Origin of the sequence: Kribbella sp. VKM Ac-2571, from assembly GCF_004362255.1 — a bacterium.
Lineage (GTDB): Bacteria > Actinomycetota > Actinomycetes > Propionibacteriales > Kribbellaceae > Kribbella > Kribbella pratensis.
Genome location: NZ_SNWS01000006.1, coordinates 366852 through 386251 on the forward strand (window position 1 = coordinate 366852; position 19400 = coordinate 386251).

A 19400-nucleotide genomic window follows, 5' to 3' on the forward strand; every position below is an offset into this window, starting at 1 on the left:
ATCGACCGGGCCCCGACCCCTCAGGAGGTGGTGCGCCTGCGGAGGAGGCTGGTGGCGCCGATGGCGACACCGAAGAGCGCGAGTCCGGCGAGAAGGCGGATCCAGCTGCGGTCGCCTTCACCGGTGGCTCCGGCCAGCTTCAGCGAGTACGCCGTTGCGCCGGTCGCACCCTCGGGAGCACCGAACGGCATCGACTCGGTCTTGGCGCGGTCGGCGGCGGCGGAAAGCAGGCTGTAGCGGCGGCCGAAGTCGCGCGCGGTGTCGGCGCCGTTCTTGGCCAGCACCTTCGCACCTTCCTTCGAGAGCCGGCTCGCGCCGTCGGGGATCGCGGGCGCTTGTTCCGTGGCGGTGTTGAGACCGTCCGCCAACTTGCCCGAACCCTCGGCCGCGGAGCCGATGCCGCTCGCCAGGTCCTTGGAACCCTGCGCCAGCTGGTCCGAGCCGGTCTTGGCCTGGCCGACGCCGTCGGCCAGTTTGCCCGTACCGCCGGCCAGCAACCCGAGCCCAGTGCCGAGCTGCCCGGTGCCGTTCGCCAGCACGCCGGCGCCCGCCTTGAGCTTGCCAGTGCCGGCAGACAGCGCACCCGCACCCGTGTCGAGCTGGTCAGCACCGTCCGACAGCTGAGTGAGGCCCGCCAGCAGCGTTTTACCACCTGCCTGGATCTGTCCGACGCCACTCTGCAGCCCGTTGACCCCACCACGGAGGGTTTTGCTGGCCGGAGTGTCCTTGGAGGTGCCGATGCCGCCCTGGACGCCGGCAACCACGCCGGAGACCAGCTGAGTCACGCCGGCATCAACCGCCGCGAGGCCTTGCATCAGACCGGGCTCCGAGTCCGGGCAGCCCGGGACCCGGTTGTCCAGCCCGCACTGGAGCTGCGCGACACCTGGTACGGCGCGTTGGGTCAGCCGGCCCTTCAGGTACGCAAGCGCAGCCTGCAGTCGGGCGGAATCCGGCAGCGGCTTGTCCAGATCGGGTACCGGGTCACCCATCGAACCCATCTGGGCGATCACCGAGTCGAGGATCATCTTCTTGACCGGATTGGTCTCCGGCCCGACGTTCAACGCCCCGGCCGGCCCGTTCAGCTGCGCGGCAGCGGCGCCGTAGCAAGCCTCGTCGTACGTTCCGGCCGGCTTGCCCTTGCTGACCGCGGTGAGCGCGTCTGCCGCGCAGTTCACGCCACCGCGCATCTCGTCGATGCCCGGACCGGAGGCCGCAAGCTGCTTCTTCAGGCTCTCCAGTCCGCCGAGCAGCGTTCCCTCGGCTCCGACCGAGCCGATCCCCGCGCGGAGCTGCGCCACCCCGTCGTGCAGGGCTTTCGCTTTGGAGGGCAGTTGGCCGATGCCGCCGTACATCTGACCGAGCCCGTCCTCGACGCTCTTCAGCCCGCCGCTGACCTGGTTCAGTCCGTCGATCAGGGCGGGAGCCTTGCCGGTGGCCTTGTCGAGACCGGAGGCGAGTTTGCCGGTGCCGGTCTTCAGCCGACCGGCACCTGCGGCGAGATCCTTCGCGCCTTTCTGCAGCTCACCCGCGCCCTTCTCCAGCTTGTCCGCGCCCTTGGCGGCCTCTCCGGTCTTCGTGCGGAGCAGGGATGCACCTGACTCGAGCTCACCCAGGCCGTCGGCCAGCCGCGCCGCACCGCCGGAGAGCTTCGTGGCACCAGGTGCGGCCTGGTTGGCGAGGCCTTCGTTCAGGGTCTTCGCACCGGCGTTCAGCTGGAGCAGGCCGGAGAGCAGCTTCTGGGCGCCGTCCCGCAGCCGGATCAGGTTCGAGTCGAGCGTCGTGCCGCCCTCGACCAGGTCGGCGCCCTTCTCTGCTCCGCTCTGATACCCGGAGACCGCGGTCTTGAACGTCGGGCTTTCCAGCGGGCTGACCGGCAACGCGGTCAGCTCGGCCTCGGGGACGATCGCGTCCTTGACCTCGGCCGCCCAGCCGAACTCCGCCGTCGCGGCACCGACGGGCGGGAACAAGGTAGCGGTGAAGCTCAGCTTCGTACCGCCCTTGCCGTCGCCGGCCTTGTTCGCCTCGGCCGAGGTGACGTCGGCGAATTCGGGCGGCAGCACGGTCGTCAGCTGACCGACCATCGGTATGACGACCTCGGCGTCCTCCACGACCTGCTTGCCGTACCCATCGGTGATCGTCACCGACTCGGTCTTGGCCGAGGTGTTCTGCACGACATAGTGCGCCTCCAGCCGACCCTTCTTGCCGACGACGTCACTGGGCTTGGACAGCTTCTTGCCATTCAGGGTGTAGGTGACGGCGACCTTGATCGGCAGCTTCTTCTTGTCGAAGTCGCTGACGGTGCGAATCCGCTGCTCGCCGTCCACCGACAGGTCCACAGCCATCTTGCCGTCCTTGACCGAGAAGCCGCCGAAGCCGTCCAGGTTGCGCAGACTGTCGGTCGACACCGGATTGGCGAGCTTCACCTTTCCCGTGCCGGTGAAGGCGAGTTGCTCGTAGATGCGGGCGCCTTCGACCTTGCCGCTTGGGTCGAGTCTGGCTTGAACAGTCTCGGTGTTGGTGACCGTGACGGGTCCGGCGGAGAGTGCGCTCGACGTGGCCAGCGCCTGGGACGTCGACAGGACGAACGCGGAGGGGACGGCGATGGCGACAGCCACTCCGCGGGTGATGCGTCGGGCGGTCACGCACGGTCTCCTTCGGTCGAGGCAAGCTCACGGGTGTCGTCGGCGGGAACCCAGGCATCTTCTTCGGTCGGCTCGTCGGGTGGAACCTCGGAACGCTCAGCGGCCGGCGCCGTTCGCGGCCGCTGGAGGGAGGTCGCCAGGAACCCGAGCCCGGCCGCCAGCAGTACGCCGGTGGCCGCCGACGGAGACTGCGCCAGGAAGGATGGGCTGTCCGCGGTATAGGTCTCCTCGTACACCGCAACCATCGCGGCCGCGCCGAGAAGCAAGGTCCACAAGGGAATCCGATCGGCCGAGCCGGCCGTGAACGTCACGCACACGGCCACCACTGCGACAGCCGCGACGGCCCGGCCGGACGCCGAGTCCGGCAGATAGAGCGCCCGTACGGCGAATCCGAGCCAGGCGACGAACAGCCCGATCAGGAAGCCGGTCGCGCGCATCGCCGGTGTGCGGTCCTGCACCAGCCCCACCACACCGCCCAGTGCCCCGCCGACCAGCGCCACGTGTTGCGTATCCAGACCGAGAGCTTCCCCGACCAGACACAACAGACCCGCGACGACGGCCAGCAGCGCACCGGATACCAGGGTGCTCCGCTGCATTGAGTCCTCCACTCACTGTGGGACTCCGGGGACCCCCCGCCGGAAAATCCAAGTTTCAGGTACTTGAACTACTGTTCAGTACTTTGCTGACGGACGTTCCTACCAAGCAGTAACCACTGGTTTCAAGAGCGGAGAGATACCGACTCCCAACTGCCGGAAGTTCAAGTGTTTGAAGGCAATCCGGCCAAAAGCAAAAGCCGGGCCCGTCGGGGAGACGGGCCCGGCTTCGGCAGTGATCGTCAGGCAGCGACTTCCAGCGCGTCCTTCGACTCGTTGAGGGTTACCTTGACGGTTTCGCCGTCGCGGATGGTGCCGTTGAGGAGGCCGCGGGCGAGTTCGTCGCCGATCGCGGACTGGACCAGGCGGCGGAGCGGGCGGGCGCCGTACACCGGGTCGTACCCGGTCAGTGCCAGCCACTCCATCGCGCTCTCGTCGACGTCCAAGGTGATCCGCCGATCGGTCAGCCGCCGCTGCAGTGCGGCGATCTGCAGGCCGACGATCTTCGTCAGCTCCTCGGTGCCGAGCGCGTCGAACAGCACGATCTCGTCCAGCCGGTTGATGAACTCCGGCTTGAACGACTGCCGCACCACGGCCATCACCTGGTCGCGCTTGGCCTTGTCGTCGAGCGTCAGGTCGGCCAGGTACGCCGAACCCAGGTTGCTCGTGAGGATCAGGATCACGTTCCGGAAGTCGACCGTACGACCCTGGCCGTCGGTCAGCCGGCCGTCGTCCAGCACCTGCAGCAGGATGTCGAAGACCTCGGGATGCGCCTTCTCCACCTCGTCGAGCAGGATCACCGAGTACGGACGGCGGCGGACGGCCTCGGTCAGCTGGCCGCCCTCCTCGTACCCGACGTACCCGGGCGGTGCACCGACCAGCCGCGCGACGCTGTGCTTCTCGCCGTACTCCGACATGTCGATGCGGACCATCGCCCGCTCGTCGTCGAACAGGAAGTCCGCGAGCGCCTTCGCCAGCTCGGTCTTACCCACACCGGTCGGGCCGAGGAACAGGAACGAACCGGTCGGTCGGTCCGGGTCGGAGATGCCCGCGCGCGCCCGCCGTACGGCGTCGCTCACGGCCTTGACCGCCTCGCGCTGACCGATCAGCCGGCGCCCGAGCTCGTCCTCCATCCGGAGCAGCTTGCCGGTCTCGCCCTCGAGCAGCCGGCCGGTCGGGATGCCGGTCCACATCGCGATCACCTCGGCGATCTCGGTCGGCCCCACCTCCTCGTTGACCATCGCTTCGGGGCCCTCGGCGACCTCTTCCTCGGCGTCGGCCTCCTCGAGCTCCTTGGTGAGCTGCGGGATCTCGCCGTACAGCAGCCGGGACGCGGTCTCCAGATCCCCGTCGCGCTGGGCGCGCTCGGCCTGGCCGCGCAGCTCGTCGATGCGCTCCTTGATCTCGCCGACCCGGTTCAGGCCGGTCTTCTCGCGCTCCCAGCGGGCCTCCAGCGCGCGCAGCTCCTCCTCGCGGTCGGCGAGGTCGGCGCGCAGCCGCTCCAGCCGTTCCTGCGACGAGGCGTCGTCCTCGCGGGACAACGCGAGCTCCTCCATCTTCAGCCGGTCGACGGTACGGCGCAGCGAGTCGATCTCGACCGGGGACGAGTCGATCTCCATCCGCAGCCGGGACGCGGCCTCGTCGACCAGGTCGATCGCCTTGTCGGGCAGCTGCCGACCCGAGATGTACCGGTTGGACAGCGTCGCCGCGGCGACCAGCGCGGAGTCGGAGATCGCGACCTTGTGGTGCGCCTCGTAGCGCTCCTTCAGGCCACGCAGGATCGCGATCGAGTCCTCGACCGACGGCTCACCGACGAACACCTGCTGGAAGCGGCGCTCCAGCGCGGGGTCCTTCTCGATCCGCGTCCGGTACTCGTCCAGGGTGGTCGCACCGATCATCCGCAGCTCACCGCGCGCCAGCATCGGCTTCAGCATGTTGCCGGCGTCCATCGCGCCCTCGCCGGACGCACCGGCGCCGACGACGGTGTGCAACTCGTCGATGAACGTGATGATCTGACCGTCGGACTCCTTGATCTCGGTCAGCACGGCCTTCAGCCGCTCCTCGAACTCACCGCGGTACTTCGCACCGGCGACCATCGCGCCGAGGTCCAGGCTGATCAGCCGGCGGCCACGCAGCGACTCGGGCACGTCACCGGCCACGATCCGCTGGGCCAGCCCCTCGACGACGGCGGTCTTGCCGACGCCGGGCTCACCGATCAGGACCGGGTTGTTCTTGGTACGGCGGGACAGCACCTGGACGACCCGCCGGATCTCGGTGTCCCGGCCGATGACCGGGTCGAGCTTGCCGTCCTTCGCGCCCTGTGTCAGGTCGACGCCGTACTTCTCCAGGCTCTTGGTGGTGCCCTCGGCCTCCGGCGAGGTGATCCGGCGGTTGCCGCGCATCTCGTCGAACGCCTTCAGCAACGCGTCCGGCGTCACGCCGAGCGCACTCTGTGCGGCTCCCTCGACGGTCGCGAGCGCGATCAGCAGGTGCTCGGTGGAGACGTACTCGTCCCCGAGCCCGAGGGCCCGCTGCTCCGCCTGGTTCAGCACGTCACCTGTCTTCGGCGACAGGCTCGGCGCCTGCACACTGCCACCGCTCGCCTTCGGGAGCCGGCTCAGCTGCTCGGCGGTCTTCCGGCGTACGGCGTCCACGTCGCCGCCGGCCGCTTCGAGCAGGCCGATCGTGGTGCCCTCGGGCTGCGCGAGCAGTCCGGACAGCAGGTGAATCGGTTCCACGGTCGGGTTGCCCGCCGCGGAGGTCTGACGGATCGCGACCGACAGGGTTTCCCGGGCCAGCGTCGTCAACCGCTGAACGTCCATCTGGTTTCCAGCCTTTCAGTTCCAGCAACAACAGTCACTGAGTACAACTTATCCAAACTTGAGTCCATTCCACTCAACTCTGAAAAATCCCAGGGACAAGTCAGGGTCTGAAGGCTTCAGCGGCGACCGGCTGTCACCAGTCCTGCGTCGTACGCGAGGATGACGGCCTGGACGCGGTCCCGGAGGCCGGTCTTGGCGAGCATCCGGCTGACGTGGGTCTTCACGGTGTGCTCGGTGAGGTGCAGTTCGGCGGCGATCTCCGCGTTGGAGTTGCCCTTGGCCACCAGGATCAGGACCTCCCGCTCCCGCGCGGTGAGTACGTCGAGCTGCTTGGAGACGTCCGGGTCCACACGAGTCTCCGCGAACCGGTCGATCAGCCGGCGCGTCACCGGCGGCGCGAGCAGCGCTTCACCGGCCGCGATCACCCGGACCGCGTTGATCAGCTCGTCCCGCGACGACCGCTTCAGCAGGAACCCGCTCGCCCCGGCCCGCAAGGCGTCGTACACGTACTCGTCCAGGTCGAACGTGGTCAGGATCAGCACCTTCGGCCCGCCGGCCAGCCGCCGCGTGGCCTCGATCCCGTCCATCACGGGCATCCGGACATCCATCAGTACGACGGCCAGATCGAGGATCGCGGTCGACTGCCGGATCGCGTCCGCGCCGTCGTCCACGATCTCGACGGCGATCCACTGCTCGCCGACGTTCACCGTCACCCGCACCCCAGTCGCCTTCGCGTGCCGCACAGCGTTGGTCAGCGCTTCCTGGACCAGACGGTACGCCGTGAGTTGCTGACCCTCCGGCGGCACGCTCACGTCGTGCAGATCCCGGGCGATGATCGAGCGCTCCGTCAGCACCACCTGCTCGGCCTCGCGCTCCACCGCTTCCCGTTCGAGCTCCTGCTCGCGGCGGGCCCCCGCCCGGTTGCGCCGGTACAACCGGACCGCGATCCCCGCGCACAGCGGGACGAGCAGGATCAGCGACAGGCTGACCGGCCACTGACGATCGACCATCTCGTCGTAGATCGTGTTCCGCAGCCGGCCGTCGGGGTCCAGGTCGAACGGCTGCCGCCCGACCGTGGGGAACAGCAGGATCATCTGGCGGTACCTGATCAACTCCGCGATCGTCGGCAACGCCGCGAGTACGACGAGCGCGGGCGGCACCGACCAGGCCGGCGAGCGCGGCGCCGTACGCCGCCTTCGAGATGCCGCCGTTAGTCTCGGTCGTGCCGTCGGGCAGGCGGATGTGGCTGTAGATCCACGGATAGACCTTCACGGACAGCAGGCCGCGTTTGAGGTCGACGAGGACCGGTGCGGCCGCCAGTACGGCAGTCAGCACGAGGCCGGTGCCGGTGCCCCAGCGGGTCGGGACGACCCACGCCGCGAGCAGGCATCCGGCCACGACAGGCCAGGCGATTCCGCCGGAGAGCAGCGTCACCACATAGGTGCCGGCCAGCAGCCCGCCCAACGCCAGCGCAGGGTCGATCCGGCGGATCGCGATCAGCAACGGCGTCCACGCAACGAAAACGGCCAGCCAGTCCGGTCCCCAGAACCAGTAGTCGGCCCGCTGGACCAGCCAGTACTCGACCGCCGCCCACGCAAGCAGCGCAAGCCCGGTGTCCTGCCAGCCGATCCGCGAGTCGGTCCTCGTCACACGACCATTCTGGTGGCAGCTCGGCTCGCAGCCGTCACTCTCAGGAGTGACACCCCGGTGAGCCGAAAGTGCTGCTTCTTGCCAAGGGCAACGGGATCAGGCGGTGAACTCCGAGGCGCGGATCCGGTACACCTGCAGATTCAGGTCGTAGTACTTGTCGGTCTCGCCGACCCACTCCATGCCGAGCCGTCTCGCGGTCGCGATCGCGCGCTTGTTGGCCGGTCGCGCGACGGCGAACAGTTCGTCGACCTCGCCGTCGTCGAACGCCCAGCCCATCAACGCACGGCTGGCCTCGGTCGCGTACCCGAAACCCCAGGCGCTCGGTCGCAACTGCCAGCCGATCTCGAGATCCTCCTCGTACGGCGGGAGCAGGCGGATCAGCAACGCGCCGACGACCTCGCCGTCGTCCCGGCGCGTGATCGCCCAGCGGCCCGCGGGGACGACGAAGTTGGGTTGGGCCTCGATCCACGACTGCAGGATCAGCCGCATGGTCGCGGCATCCGGCACCTTGTCGATGGCCGGCGACAGCCAGGGCGCCACGTCGGCGGAGCCAAAGATCTCCAGCGCGGCGTCGGCGTCGTCTTCCTCCCAGTCCCGGATGAGCAGCCGGTCGGTCTCCAGCTTCAGGTTCACCTCGCCAGCGTACGCGCCGGCACACAACAGAAAGTGAACCGCAGGGCGGTCCTGGAACGGACCACCCTGCGGTGGCCGAAGGGCGCTGGGGGGATAGCGCACCTTCGACTTGCGGAGGCGTCGTGGGGGAACGACGGCCTCCGCCGAACCGGAGGCCCCGAGGGGGATCAGAACACTCCGGTGCCTTGGAGATGTATGGCGGAGGATCAGCGAGGACCGAGTTCCAGGGGCTGGGTGCGGATCCATCGCGTCGTGGTCTGCTGCCGGCCCATGGCGATCACGTCGCCGGCTGGACCGGCCGAGAAGACCCGGCTGGCGGCGGGGCGCCGGGAGACGCCGACACCGCGTTGGACCTCGGCCAGGAGCTGGTTGACCCGCTGACGCAGGTCCTCCACCTCTGACTGTAGCGCGAGAATGTGCCGAATTCCCGCGAGGTTGACGCCCTCTTCCTGGGACAGGTGCTGCACGTAACGCAGCCGCGCCACGTCGTACGCCGAGTACCGCCGGCCGCGGCCGGACGCCCGGCTCGGCACCACCAGGCCGAGCCGGTCGTACTGGCGCAACGTCTGCGGATGCATGCCGGCCAGCTGGGCCGCAACCGAGATCACGTAGATCGGGGTGCGGTCGTCCCAGGTCGGCACCTGGCTGAACGGGATGCCCATCACGAACTCCCGAACAACCCGGCCCGCAGATCAGGCTGATCCGACGCGGAGCTGAACTCCTGCAGCTTCTCTTTCTGCTCGTCGGTCAGCTCGTGCGGGACCTGCACTTCGAGCGTGAGCATCAGGTCGCCCTTGGTCCCGTCCCGCCGGACCGAACCCTTACCGCGGACGCGCAGCTTGCTCCCGTTCGCCGTACCTGCTGGGATCCGGACCGTGACGGGCAAGCCGTCCAGGGTCGGAACCTTGATCTCGGCACCCAGCGCCGCCTCGGTGAAGCTGACCGGGACGCTCAGCGTCAGGTGCTCGCCCTGCCGGCCGAAGATCCGGTGCGGCTTGACGTGCACGGTGACGTAGAGGTCGCCCGCGGGGCCACCCCGTTCGCCGGCCGCGCCCTTGCCCTTCAGCCGGATCCGCTGACCGTCCTGCACGCCCGCGGGGATGCGGACCTGCATGGTCTTGCTCGACTGGCCGCGGCCGGAGCCGTGGCAGGTCTCGCACGGCTGGTCGACGACCAGACCGCGACCCTTGCACTCGGTGCACGGCTCGGTCATCGCGAACACACCGCCCTGCACCGAGGTCTGCATACCCGTGCCTTCGCACTTCAGGCAGACCTTCGGCACCGTGCCGTACTTCGCGCCGGTCCCGCGACACGTCGGGCACGGGGCGTCGCTGGTCATCCGGAGCCCGACCGTGACACCGTTCACGGCCTCGGCGAACTCGATCGTCGCCTCGGTCTCGATGTCCTGGCCGCGCCGCGGGCGGGCCGTGGTGGTGGTCGTGGTCCGGCCGCCACCGCCGAACATGCCGCCCAGGATGTCGCCGAGCCCGCTGCCGCCGCCTTGGCCGCCGCGGTTGAACAGGTCACCGACGTTGAAGTCGAAGCCACCGCCCTGACCGCTGCCGCTCGGCATCCGGAAGCCGCCGCTGCCGAACAGCCGGCGTGCCTCGTCGTACTCCTTGCGCTTCTTCGGGTCGCCGACGACGTCGTACGCCTCGGAGACCTCCTTGAACTTGGCCTCCGCCTTGGTGTCCCCGGAGTTGGAGTCCGGGTGGTACTGCCGGGCGAGCTTGCGGTAGGCCTTCTTGATCTCGTCGGCCTCGGCGGTCTTGGAGACGCCGAGAACCTTGTAGAAGTCCTTCTCGATCCAGTCCTTCGTACTCATCTGGCGCCTCCCCTCCCGTCGTACCGATTACTCCGCGGACTCGTCCGCGGCCTTGTCGTCATCAGTGCTCTCCACCGGCGCGTCGGCCTTCGCAGGCTCGCCCGGTAGTTGTTCGGTCGGCTCCGACACGGCCACGCGCGCCGCCCGCAGGATCCGCTCGCCGTGGCGGTAGCCCGGCTGCATGATCATCGTCGCGGTCGGACCGTCGACCTCGTCGGAGTAGTTGTGCAGCAAGGCCTCGTGGATCCGCGGGTCGAAGGGGTCGCCCTTCTCGCCGAACTTCACCAGGCCGAGCTTCTCGGTGACCCGCTCCAGCGACTCGGCGACGGCCTTGAACGCACCCTCGAGCTCACCGGCTTCGCGGGCCCGGCCGACGTCGTCCAGAATTCCGAGCAGCTCGGAGAGCACCGTGCCGATCACCAGCTCGCGGGACGCTTCCCGCTCCCGGTCCACGCGGCGCTTGTAGTTCACGTACTCGGCCTGCAGGCGCTGCAGGTCCGCCGTACGCTCCGCGAGCGCCTCGGTCAGCAGGGCCTCCTGGGCGGACGGACCGATCAGGTCGGACGGGTCCCGCGGCGGCTGTCCGCTCGGGGCCTGCGCCGCGGGGGCCGCGGACTGGTCCGCAGGCTCCCGCAGCTTGCCGGTTTCCGGGTCGATCCGGCGCTTGTCGCGGATGACGGGCTCGCCGTCACCGAACTCGCTGCCAGTCGGTCGATCCGTCACTTGTCCTCCGTCTTGTCCTGCGGCCGGTCCTCGTCCACGATCTCGGCGTCGACGACGTCGTCGTCGTTGCTGCTGCTACCGGTCGTGTCCTCGGAGGTGGCGCCGTCGGTGGAACCGCCGGCGGCCTGGGCGTTCGCGTACATCGCGGCGCCCATCTTCTGGCTGGACTGGGCGAGCTTCTCCGAGGCGGCCTTGACCGCGTCGGCGTCGTCACCCTCGAGGGCCTTCTTCAGCTCGGCGACGCCGTCCTTGACCTCGGTCTTGACGTCGTCCGGAACCTTGTCCTCGTTCTCCTGCAGGAACTTCTCGGTCTGGTAGACGAGGCTCTCCGCCTGGTTGCGGTTCTCCACCGCCTCGCGGCGCTTGCGGTCCTCCTCGGCGTACTGCTCGGCGTCGCGGACCATCTGGTCGATGTCGGTCTTCGGCAGCGCGGAGCCACCCGTGACCGTCATCCGCTGCTCCTTGCCGGTGGCCAGGTCCTTGGCGTTCACGTGCACGATGCCGTTCGCGTCGATGTCGAAAGTGACCTCGATCTGCGGCACGTTCCGCGGCGCCGGCGGCAGGCCGGTCAGCTCGAAGTTGCCGAGCGACTTGTTGTCGCGGGCCATCTCGCGCTCGCCCTGGTAGACCTGGATCATCACCGACGGCTGGTTGTCCTCGGCCGTGGTGAAGATCTCCGAGCCCTTGGTCGGGATCGTGGTGTTGCGCTCGATGATCTTGGTGAACACGCCGCCCTTGGTCTCGATACCGAGGCTCAGCGGGGTCACGTCGAGCAGCAGGACGTCCTTGACCTCACCCTTCAGCACACCGGCCTGCAGGGAGGCGCCGACCGCGACGACCTCGTCCGGGTTCACGCCCTTGTTCGGGTCCTTGCCACCGGTGAGCTCCTTGACCAGGTCGGCAACCGCGGGCATCCGGGTCGAACCGCCGACCAGGATCACGTGGTCGATCTTCGACACGTCGATCCCGGCGTCCTTGATGACGGCCTTGAACGGGGCGCGGGCGCGCTCGAGCAGGTCGTTGGTCATCTTCTGGAACTCTGCCCGGGAGAGCTTCTCCTCCAGGTGCAGCGGGCCGGACTCGGTCAGGCTCAGGTACGGCAGGTGGATCGTGGTCTCGGCCGCGGCGGACAGCTCGATCTTGGCCTTCTCGGCGGCCTCGGTGAGGCGCTGCATGGCCATCTTGTCGCCGGACAGGTCGGTGCCGTTCTTGTTCTTGAACTGGGTCACCAGCCACTGGACGATCCGGTTGTCCCAGTCGTCACCGCCGAGGTGGTTGTCACCGCTGGTCGCCTTCACCTCGAAGACACCGTCGCCGATCTCCAGCAGCGAGACGTCGAACGTTCCGCCGCCGAGGTCGAAGACCAGGATGGTCTGCTCGGTGCCCTTGTCCAGTCCGTAGGCGAGCGCGGCCGCGGTCGGCTCGTTGACGATCCGGTGCACCTTCAGGCCCGCGATCTCGCCGGCCTCCTTGGTCGCCTGGCGCTGCGCGTCGGAGAAGTACGCCGGCACGGTGATGACCGCGTCGGTGACCTGCTCCCCGAGGTACGCCTCGGCGTCCCGCTTCAGCTTCTGCAGCACGAACGCACTGATCTGCTGCGGCGTGAACTTCTTGCCGTCGATGTCGACGTTCCAGCTCTCGCCCATGTGACGCTTGACGGAGCGGATGGTGCGGTCGACGTTCGTGGTGGCCTGGCGCTTCGCCACCTCGCCGACCAGGACCTCGCCGTTCTTGGCGAAAGCCACCACCGAGGGCGTCGTGCGCGCTCCCTCGGCGTTGGGGATGACGGTGGGCTCGCCACCTTCCAGTACGGCGATGACGGAGTTCGTCGTACCGAGATCGATTCCGACCGCGCGGGCCATGCTTTACCTCCACGAAGTTGAGTGATGCAGACTCAATGTTGCCGTTCGTCCGCCTCGGTTTCAAATCCGTGACTGAACAAACTTGAGTTCACTAGGCTCAACATTGCACGACGGCCAGGTCATTCCCAAGGGCAGCCCCCGATTTCGGGGTCCCGGCCAGGGTGCGGCCAGGGTCCTGCCTGGTGATCCAGCGCCGTAGCGAGGAGGTGCTCGGTGCGGTGCATCGGCGTGCGGGGGCGAAGGTCTCGTGGCCTTTGCACCCGTGCGGCGAGGTGCCGTGCCGAGTGCCCCGCAGTAGGCGATGGATCACCAGGCAGGACCCCAGGGACACCCCTCCCGATGCAAACGTTTACCGTGCGATCCTGACACGGTGAAACTCCGCCCGATGACCGCAGCCGACTTCGGCGCGGTCCTCGCGCTGAACGGCACCGCGGAAGGTCTTGTCGAACCCCTGAACCCCGACCGCCTGGACTGGCTCCGGCTGATCGCCGCCCACGCCGTCGTCGTCGACCTGGACGGCGCACCCGCCGGGTTCGTGCTCACCTTCACCCCGGGCTCGGCGTACGACGGGCTGGCGTTCGAGGCGTTCACCCGGACCTACGCCGACCGTTTCCTGCTCGTCGAGCGGATCGTGATCGCCGCCGAGCACCGGCGTACCGGCATCGCGACCCAGGTCTACCGCGCCATCGAACGAGCCGCCAAACCCTTCGACCGCGCCGTCGCCTCCGTCCCCAGCGACACCCCGGCCCTCACCTTCCACAAGACCCGCGGCTACGAAGAGGTAGCCCAACAACACCACCCCAACGGCACCACAACCACCCTCGTCTCCAAGGAACTCTCGGGCTAGCGCTGCCCCCGGTGGTAGGTACACGTGGTGGGGCGGACCGCCAGGCCATCACAATTGAAGGTCCCTCGCCTGGTCACGCCTGCACTGCCAGCCGGCCGTCAATTGTGATGGCCTGGGGATCCGCCTGTGGACAACGGCCGACGCGATCTGCGCCAGGTGCGCCACCATGAGGACGTGCCCGAGGTCATCGATGTGCTGCTGCGACGCGACGGCGTGGCGACATATGGAGAGCTGCGGACGATCGTGTCCGGGCGCGCGATTCGCGCCGCCTTGGTCGACGGCTCGATCCGCAGGATCGCGAAGGGCGTCTACGCGCTGCCGATCGCGCCCGACCCGATCGCGGCCGCCCGTGCCCAGGGCGGGCTGGTGTCGCATCTCAGCGCGGCTGTGCTGCACGGATTCGACGTACTGGAACTTCCGGACAAGCCCCAGGTCACCGTGCCACGCGGGCAGCACCGACGGCTGAGCCCGGTGAAGTGCGAGCTGCACTGGGCCGACAACGTGCCGTCCGAAGGCCCGTGCACCACCCGACTCCAGACGGTCCTGGACTGTGCGCGGACCTTGCCCTTCGCGGCCGGCCTCTCGATTGCAGACTCCGCGCTCCGCGGTCGTGTCCTGGACCGCTCCCAGCTCATGGTTGCCGCCGGAGAGCTGAGCGGACCGGGCTGTCGACGTGCGCGGCGGGTGGCGGCCGCTGCGGACGGACGGGCCGAGTCGCCGCTCGAATCGGTGCTTCGCGCGATCCTGATCGAGGCGGGCATCATCGGGTTCGAGCCGCAGGTCGTGGTGCGGGACGGTACCTTCTCGGCCCGGATCGACCTGGCCAACTCGGCGCTGATGATCGCGCTCGAGGCCGACAGCTTCGCGCACCACGGGACTCGTACGGCGCTCACGCGTGATTGCCGCCGGCATGTCGGGCTGACGGTTCGCGGCTGGCGGCTGCTGCGGTTCTCCTGGGAGGACGTGATGTTCGACCGGGAGTGGGTGGTCGCCGCGATCCGCGCGGCGATGGCCGGATCTCCAGGCCATCACAATGCTCGGGAATCGCGCCTGGCCACGCTTGGAGCGGTTGGCCAAGGGCAATTGTGATGGTGTGGGGGTCCGCCCTACACCGGTCGCCCCGCGACGAACGTTTGCGTCACCAAAGGGACCGCTGGGCGGTAGGCGAGGTGTAGGTAGGAGGGGGCGTCGAGGACGGCTAGGTTGGCTTGGGTGCCGGGGGTTAGGTGGCCCAGGTCGGGGCGGCGGAGGGAGGCGGCTCCGCCGGCGGTGGCGGACCAGAGGGCTTCGGCCGGGGTCATGTGCATTTCGCGGACCGCGAGGGCGATGCAGAAGGGCATGGAGGACGAGTAGCCGGAGCCGGGGTTGCAGTCGGTGGCTAGGGCGACGGTGACGCCGGCGTCGAGGAGGCGGCGGGCGTCGGGGTACGGCGATCTTGTGGAGAACTCGATCGCAGGCAAGAGCCCGGCGACGACTCCACTGGAGGCGAGGGCGTCGACGTCGGCATCGGTGAGATAGGTGCAGTGGTCCGCAGACGCGGCGCCGACCTCGGCGGCGAGTTGGACGCCAGGCCCCTCGCCGAGTTGGTTGGCGTGCACTCGCGCCTGCAGGCCGCGCGCGATTCCGGCCTGGAGGATCGTCCGTCCTTGGTCCGCGTCGAACGCGCCACGCTCCACGAAAACGTCGATCCACTTCGAGTGCTTGGCCGCGGCGTCGAGCATCGGCCCGGTCACGAGCGCCACGTACCCCGCCGGGTCGTCGGCGTAGTCGGCCGGTACGACGTGCGCGCCGAGGTACGTCGTCTCCTCGGTGAACTGCCGCGCGATCTGCAGCCCCCGCGCCTCGTCCGCAACCGTCAGCCCGTACCCGGACTTGATCTCGACGGTCGTCGTCCCCTGCCGGCGCATCTCCGCGACCAGCCGGGAGACGTTCGCGGTCAACTGTTCGTCGGTGGCCTCGCGGGTCGCCGCCACCGTGGTGCGGATGCCGCCGGCGGAGTACGGCGTACCGGTCATGCGGGCCGCGAACTCCTCGGCCCGATCGCCCGCGAACACCAGGTGGGAGTGCGAGTCGACGAACCCCGGGATCACCGCCCGCCCGCCGAGGTCGATCGCACTGTCGGCCGCCGGCGCCTCGCGTCGCGATCCGACCCAGGCGACCGTGCTGCCGTCGATCACGAGCGCCGCGTCGTGGAGCTCGCCGAGCAACCCGCCGTGGGAGGGGTCGTTGGTCACCAGGGACCCGATACCGGTCAGCAGAAGCGAGCTCACGAGGCCACCGCCGCGATCGAGGTGGACAGGGCGGACGGTACGTCGATCGTCGAATGCTTGCCCGCAGCAACCACACGCCGGCCGGAGGCGATGACATCAGTGACGTCCGCGGCCGTTGCGGCGAATACTGCGGTCTCCACAGTGCCACCGGTCCCCGCCGTACGGGCGCTGTCCAGGCGGATCGCGACGAGGTCGGCGCGGGCGCCGGGCGCGATCACCCCTGCGTCCTCGAAGCCGATCGAGCGGTGGCCGTCGACCGTTGCCGCCTTGAGGAGCTCCGCCGCGGACCAGTGCCCGCGCTCCTGGGACGCCAGCCGTTCGTCCAGCTCGACGGCGCGCATCTCCTCGAACAAATCGATCACGGCGTGACTGTCCGAGCCCAGCGTCAACGGCGACCCCGCGTCCCGCAGCTGCACCGACGGACCGATCCCGTCCGCGAGATCGCGCTCGGTGGTCGGGCAGAAGCAGGAGTACGTCGCGGAGCTCCCGAGCAGCCCGATGTCGACCGAGGTCAGATGCGTCGCATGGACCGCGCTGGTCCGCCCGGACAGGAAACCGGACTCGTCGAGGATCTGCGTCGGAGTCCGGCCGTACGCCTCCAAACACGCCTCGTTCTCGGCGACCTGCTCGGACAGATGGATATGAAGCGGTACGTCGGGAAACGCCGAAGCGACCGCGCCGAGTTGATCCTGTGGAACGCCTCGCACCGAATGCGCGGCCGCACCGATCACGACATCGTCCGCACCAGCGACATCGTCCGCGCCGGCGAGCTGCGCGACCCGGGAGGCCCACGCGGTGGCATCGCCGTCGCTGAAGCGTTGCTGGACTTCGTTGAGCGGCTGGTCGATCCCGCCGGCGAGGTAGCAGGTGTCGAGCAGCGCGATCCGGAGACCAGCATCACGGGCGGCCGCGATCAGCGCCGTCCCCATGGCGTTCGCGTCGTCGTACCGTCGGCCGCCGGGCGCGTGATGCAAGTAGTGGAATTCGCCGACCGCGGTGATCCCGGCGAGCAGCATCTCGGCGTACACGGCCTTCGCGAGCTCGTAGTACATGTCGGGGGTGAGCGCGGCGGCGACGGCGTACATCTGCTCGCGCCAGGTCCAGAACGTGCCGCGCTCGGTCTGCGTGCGGCCGCGGAGCGCGCGGTGGAACGCGTGGCTGTGACAGTTCGCGAGGCCGGGCACGACGAGGCCGTTCAGGATCTGGGCGTCGCCGGGGTCGACACCGGATTGCACCGAGGCGAAGCGACCGTCGATCACAGACACCAGAACTCGTCCGGTGAGACCGTCCGGGAGGAGAGCGGTCTCGCACCAGTACGACGTCACTTCGCAAGATCCTTCAGTACGGCGGCCAGCGCGTCGACGCCGGCGAGGCAGTCGTCCAGCTCGGCGTACTCGGCCGGGGAATGCGAAACGCCCGTCGGGTTGCGGACGAACAGCATCGCGGTCGGGATCCCGGCGTCCGAGAACACGCCCGCGTCGTGCCCCGCGCCGGTCGGCAGCACCGGTGCGCCGTCGAGCACGTTCACCAACCGGTCCCGCAGCCCGGCCGGGAAGTCGACGATCGGCGACACCGACTCCGGTGTCACCTCGAGCGTCGTACCGTCCCGCTCGGCCCGTTCCGTCGCCTGCTTGGTGATTGCTGCGAGCAACGATTCGAGGGTGGCGGTGTCGGCGGCCCGGGCGTCGAGCCAGGCGGTGACCTGGGACGGTACGGCGTTGGTCCCGTTGGGCTCCACTGAGAGCCGGCCGAACGTTGCGCGGGCGCCGGCGAGCCGGGCCTGTTTGTTGGCGGCGAGGGCGGTCATCGCGTACGTGAGCATCGGGTCGTGCCGGTCCTCCATCAGCGTGGTGCCGGCATGGTTGGCCTCACCGCCGAACGTGAACCGGAACCGCCCGTGCGGCCAGATCGAGCTGGCCACGCCAACCGGCGCGGTCAGACCGCGGCCCTGCTCCACGTGCAACTCGATGAACGTCCCCATCCGTCGCAGCAGCGGCGACGGGCCGACTGCGGCGGGGTCGAGACCGGCCTTCTCCAGGGCCTCCCCCAGCCCGACGCCGGCCCGATCCTTCAACTGCAGAGCCTTCTCGGCGGACAACACCCCGGCCGCGATCCGGGACCCCAGACAGGGCATCCCGAACCGCGCCCCTTCTTCTTCCACGAAGGCCCCGATGCCGATCGGCACCCCAGGCTCGAACCCCTCCGCCCGCAACTGATCAACGGCTGCGAGCGCCGACACCACCCCGAGCGGCCCGTCGAAGGCGCCTCCGTCAATCACCGAGTCGAGATGACTACCCGTGACCACACCAGGGAGAGGCGCCTCGAGTCCGCCGGAGGGCCCACCAGGATCCTCGCGTGGTTCCCACCAGGCGATCAAGTTGCCGATGCCGTCGGATTCGACGGTCAGGCCGCGGGCGGCGCACTGATCCAGGAACCAGTGCGTCGCCTCGCGTTCGGTGGGGGACCAGCCGCCGCGGGTGTAGCCGCCGGTGTCGGGACTACGGCCGATGGCGGACTCGTCCGCCCAGAGGGATTCGAAGCTCAAGACAGGCTCACGACAGGGGGTTCTTCGACAGCCAGTCCTTGGCGACAGCGTCCGCGCTCTCCTTGCCGACGTCGATCCGCTTGACCAGGTCGGTCAGCGCGTCCGTGGTGAGCTTGGCGTCCACCGCGTTGAGCGTCGCGCTGACGTCGTCGGACTTGTGGTCGGTCCGGATCAGCGGAACGATGTTGTTCGGCGGCAGGATCTTCTCCGGGTCGTCGAGCTGCACCAGGCCCTGGTCCTTGATGACCGACTGGGTGGTGAACAGGTTCGTCACCTGGATCTGGTTGTCGGTCAGCGCCTTGATGCTCAGCGGACCGCCCGCGTCCAGCGTCTTGTACTCCTTGAACTCGACGCCGTACTTCTCCTTCAGGCCCTTCAGCCCCGCCGACCGGACCTTGAACTCCGAGCTACCGCCCGCGACCAGGTTCTTGCCCTTGAGGTCGCCCAGCGACTTCAGGCTGTACTTGTCCGCGGTCGCCTTGGTGACGACGATCGTGTCCTCGTCGGTGGCCGGCGACTTGTCCAGCACCTCGAGCCCGGAGGGCAGCGCCTTCTTCAGCGCGTCGTACGCCTTGTCGGGGTCGGTCTCGGTGGAGCTCTTGTCGAAGTACGCCAGCGCGGCGCCGGTGTACTCCGGCACCAGGTCGACGGACCCGTCCTTGATCGCGGCCATGTAGGTCTCGCGGTTGCCGATGTTCGGCTTCTTCTTGACCTCGATGCCCTTGGCCGCCAGCGCCTGCCCGTAGATCTCCGCCAGCAGCTGGCTCTCGGAGAAGTCGGCCGAGCCGACGGTGATGCTCGAAACCTTGGACGGTGCGGGCGAGGACCCCGCGTCCTTGTCGCCGAGTTGGTCGCCCCCACCCCCACAGCCGGCCAGGCCGAGCACCGCCACCCCGGCGATCGCAGTACGGATGAGTGTGGATCTCAACACGAGAGCCTCCAGTGTTCTCGTTCAGCCATCGGCCGGTGCCGATGGATGGTGCAGCAA

General features: G+C 68.9%; 15 protein-coding genes. 2 read left to right on the forward strand and 13 right to left on the reverse strand.

The window, feature by feature from the left end; genetic code table 11:
- Positions 1–20 precede the first annotated feature (20 nt).
- The 9 genes from EV651_RS16480 to dnaK form a co-directional block, all read right to left on the reverse strand.
- A complete protein-coding gene (locus EV651_RS16480; RefSeq protein WP_133786053.1) occupies positions 21–2642 on the reverse strand; it encodes a hypothetical protein in 2622 nt (873 codons plus the stop codon).
- On the reverse strand, positions 2639–3238 hold the full coding sequence (locus EV651_RS16485; protein ID WP_133786054.1) for a hypothetical protein: 600 nt from the start codon (positions 3236–3238) through the stop codon (positions 2639–2641). Before EV651_RS16485 ends, EV651_RS16480 begins: the two co-directional genes overlap by 4 nt.
- A gap of 239 nt (positions 3239–3477) precedes the next feature.
- Positions 3478–6057 (reverse strand): ATP-dependent chaperone ClpB, encoded by a 2580-nt coding sequence (gene clpB, locus EV651_RS16490; protein ID WP_133786055.1) that lies wholly within the window; start codon positions 6055–6057, stop codon positions 3478–3480.
- 116 nt (positions 6058–6173) lie between these two features.
- Complete coding sequence (locus EV651_RS42975) at positions 6174–7217, reverse strand: LuxR C-terminal-related transcriptional regulator (protein WP_370352782.1); 1044 nt, start codon at positions 7215–7217, stop codon at positions 6174–6176.
- A gap of 586 nt (positions 7218–7803) precedes the next feature.
- On the reverse strand, positions 7804–8340 hold the full coding sequence (locus EV651_RS16500; protein WP_238156923.1) for a GNAT family N-acetyltransferase: 537 nt from the start codon (positions 8338–8340) through the stop codon (positions 7804–7806).
- Between the two features lie 206 nt (positions 8341–8546).
- Positions 8547–9002, reverse strand: coding sequence for a heat shock protein transcriptional repressor HspR (locus EV651_RS16505; protein WP_133786056.1), 456 nt, complete (start codon positions 9000–9002; stop codon positions 8547–8549).
- Positions 9002–10165 (reverse strand): molecular chaperone DnaJ, encoded by a 1164-nt coding sequence (gene dnaJ, locus EV651_RS16510; protein ID WP_133786057.1) that lies wholly within the window; start codon positions 10163–10165, stop codon positions 9002–9004. The genes EV651_RS16505 and dnaJ overlap by 1 nt, the downstream gene beginning before the upstream one ends.
- A 27-nt stretch (positions 10166–10192) precedes the next feature.
- Complete coding sequence (gene grpE, locus EV651_RS16515; RefSeq protein ID WP_133786058.1) at positions 10193–10888, reverse strand: nucleotide exchange factor GrpE; 696 nt, start codon at positions 10886–10888, stop codon at positions 10193–10195.
- Positions 10885–12750: a molecular chaperone DnaK gene (dnaK, locus tag EV651_RS16520; RefSeq protein WP_133786059.1), complete on the reverse strand. Its 1866-nt coding sequence runs from the start codon at positions 12748–12750 to the stop codon at positions 10885–10887. The genes grpE and dnaK overlap by 4 nt, the downstream gene beginning before the upstream one ends.
- Positions 12751–13135: 385 nt before the next feature.
- Here dnaK and EV651_RS16525 point away from each other — a divergent pair, with 385 nt between their 5' ends.
- Together EV651_RS16525 and EV651_RS16530 are read left to right on the forward strand one after the other, a co-directional pair.
- Positions 13136–13597 carry a GNAT family N-acetyltransferase gene (locus tag EV651_RS16525; RefSeq protein WP_133786060.1) on the forward strand — a complete coding sequence of 154 codons (462 nt, stop codon included), beginning with the start codon at positions 13136–13138 and terminating at the stop codon, positions 13595–13597.
- 174 nt (positions 13598–13771) lie between these two features.
- Positions 13772–14686: a DUF559 domain-containing protein gene (locus EV651_RS16530; protein WP_133786061.1), complete on the forward strand. Its 915-nt coding sequence runs from the start codon at positions 13772–13774 to the stop codon at positions 14684–14686.
- Between the two features lie 17 nt (positions 14687–14703).
- On the opposite strand, the gene hutI is transcribed toward EV651_RS16530, so the two are convergent.
- From hutI to EV651_RS16550, 4 genes are read right to left on the reverse strand one after another with little or no spacing between them, the layout of a single operon-like run.
- Positions 14704–15867, reverse strand: a complete 1164-nt coding sequence (gene hutI, locus EV651_RS16535; protein ID WP_133786062.1) for an imidazolonepropionase — start codon at positions 15865–15867, stop codon at positions 14704–14706.
- Complete coding sequence (locus EV651_RS16540) at positions 15864–17192, reverse strand: formimidoylglutamate deiminase (protein WP_133786063.1); 1329 nt, start codon at positions 17190–17192, stop codon at positions 15864–15866. The genes hutI and EV651_RS16540 overlap by 4 nt, the downstream gene beginning before the upstream one ends.
- Complete coding sequence (locus EV651_RS16545) at positions 17189–18412, reverse strand: allantoate amidohydrolase (RefSeq protein ID WP_133786064.1); 1224 nt, start codon at positions 18410–18412, stop codon at positions 17189–17191. The genes EV651_RS16540 and EV651_RS16545 overlap by 4 nt, the downstream gene beginning before the upstream one ends.
- A 7-nt stretch (positions 18413–18419) precedes the next feature.
- Entirely contained in the window at positions 18420–19343 is a 924-nt protein-coding gene (locus EV651_RS16550; protein WP_133786065.1) for an ABC transporter substrate-binding protein, read from the reverse strand.
- Between the last annotated feature and the right edge of the window lie 57 nt (positions 19344–19400).

What these genes read in the sequence shown, in the direction of transcription:
- EV651_RS16525 (WP_133786060.1), top strand. Translation starts at nt 13,136, where the DNA reads ATGACCGCAGCCGACTTCGGCGCGGTCCTCGCGCTGAACGGCACCGCG.
- clpB (WP_133786055.1), bottom strand. Translation starts at nt 6,057, where the DNA reads ATGGACGTTCAGCGGTTGACGACGCTGGCCCGGGAAACCCTGTCGGTC.
- dnaK (WP_133786059.1), bottom strand. Translation starts at nt 12,750, where the DNA reads ATGGCCCGCGCGGTCGGAATCGATCTCGGTACGACGAACTCCGTCATC.
- dnaJ (WP_133786057.1), bottom strand. Translation starts at nt 10,165, where the DNA reads ATGAGTACGAAGGACTGGATCGAGAAGGACTTCTACAAGGTTCTCGGC.
- EV651_RS16505 (WP_133786056.1), bottom strand. Translation starts at nt 9,002, where the DNA reads ATGGGCATCCCGTTCAGCCAGGTGCCGACCTGGGACGACCGCACCCCG.
- EV651_RS16485 (WP_133786054.1), bottom strand. Translation starts at nt 3,238, where the DNA reads ATGCAGCGGAGCACCCTGGTATCCGGTGCGCTGCTGGCCGTCGTCGCG.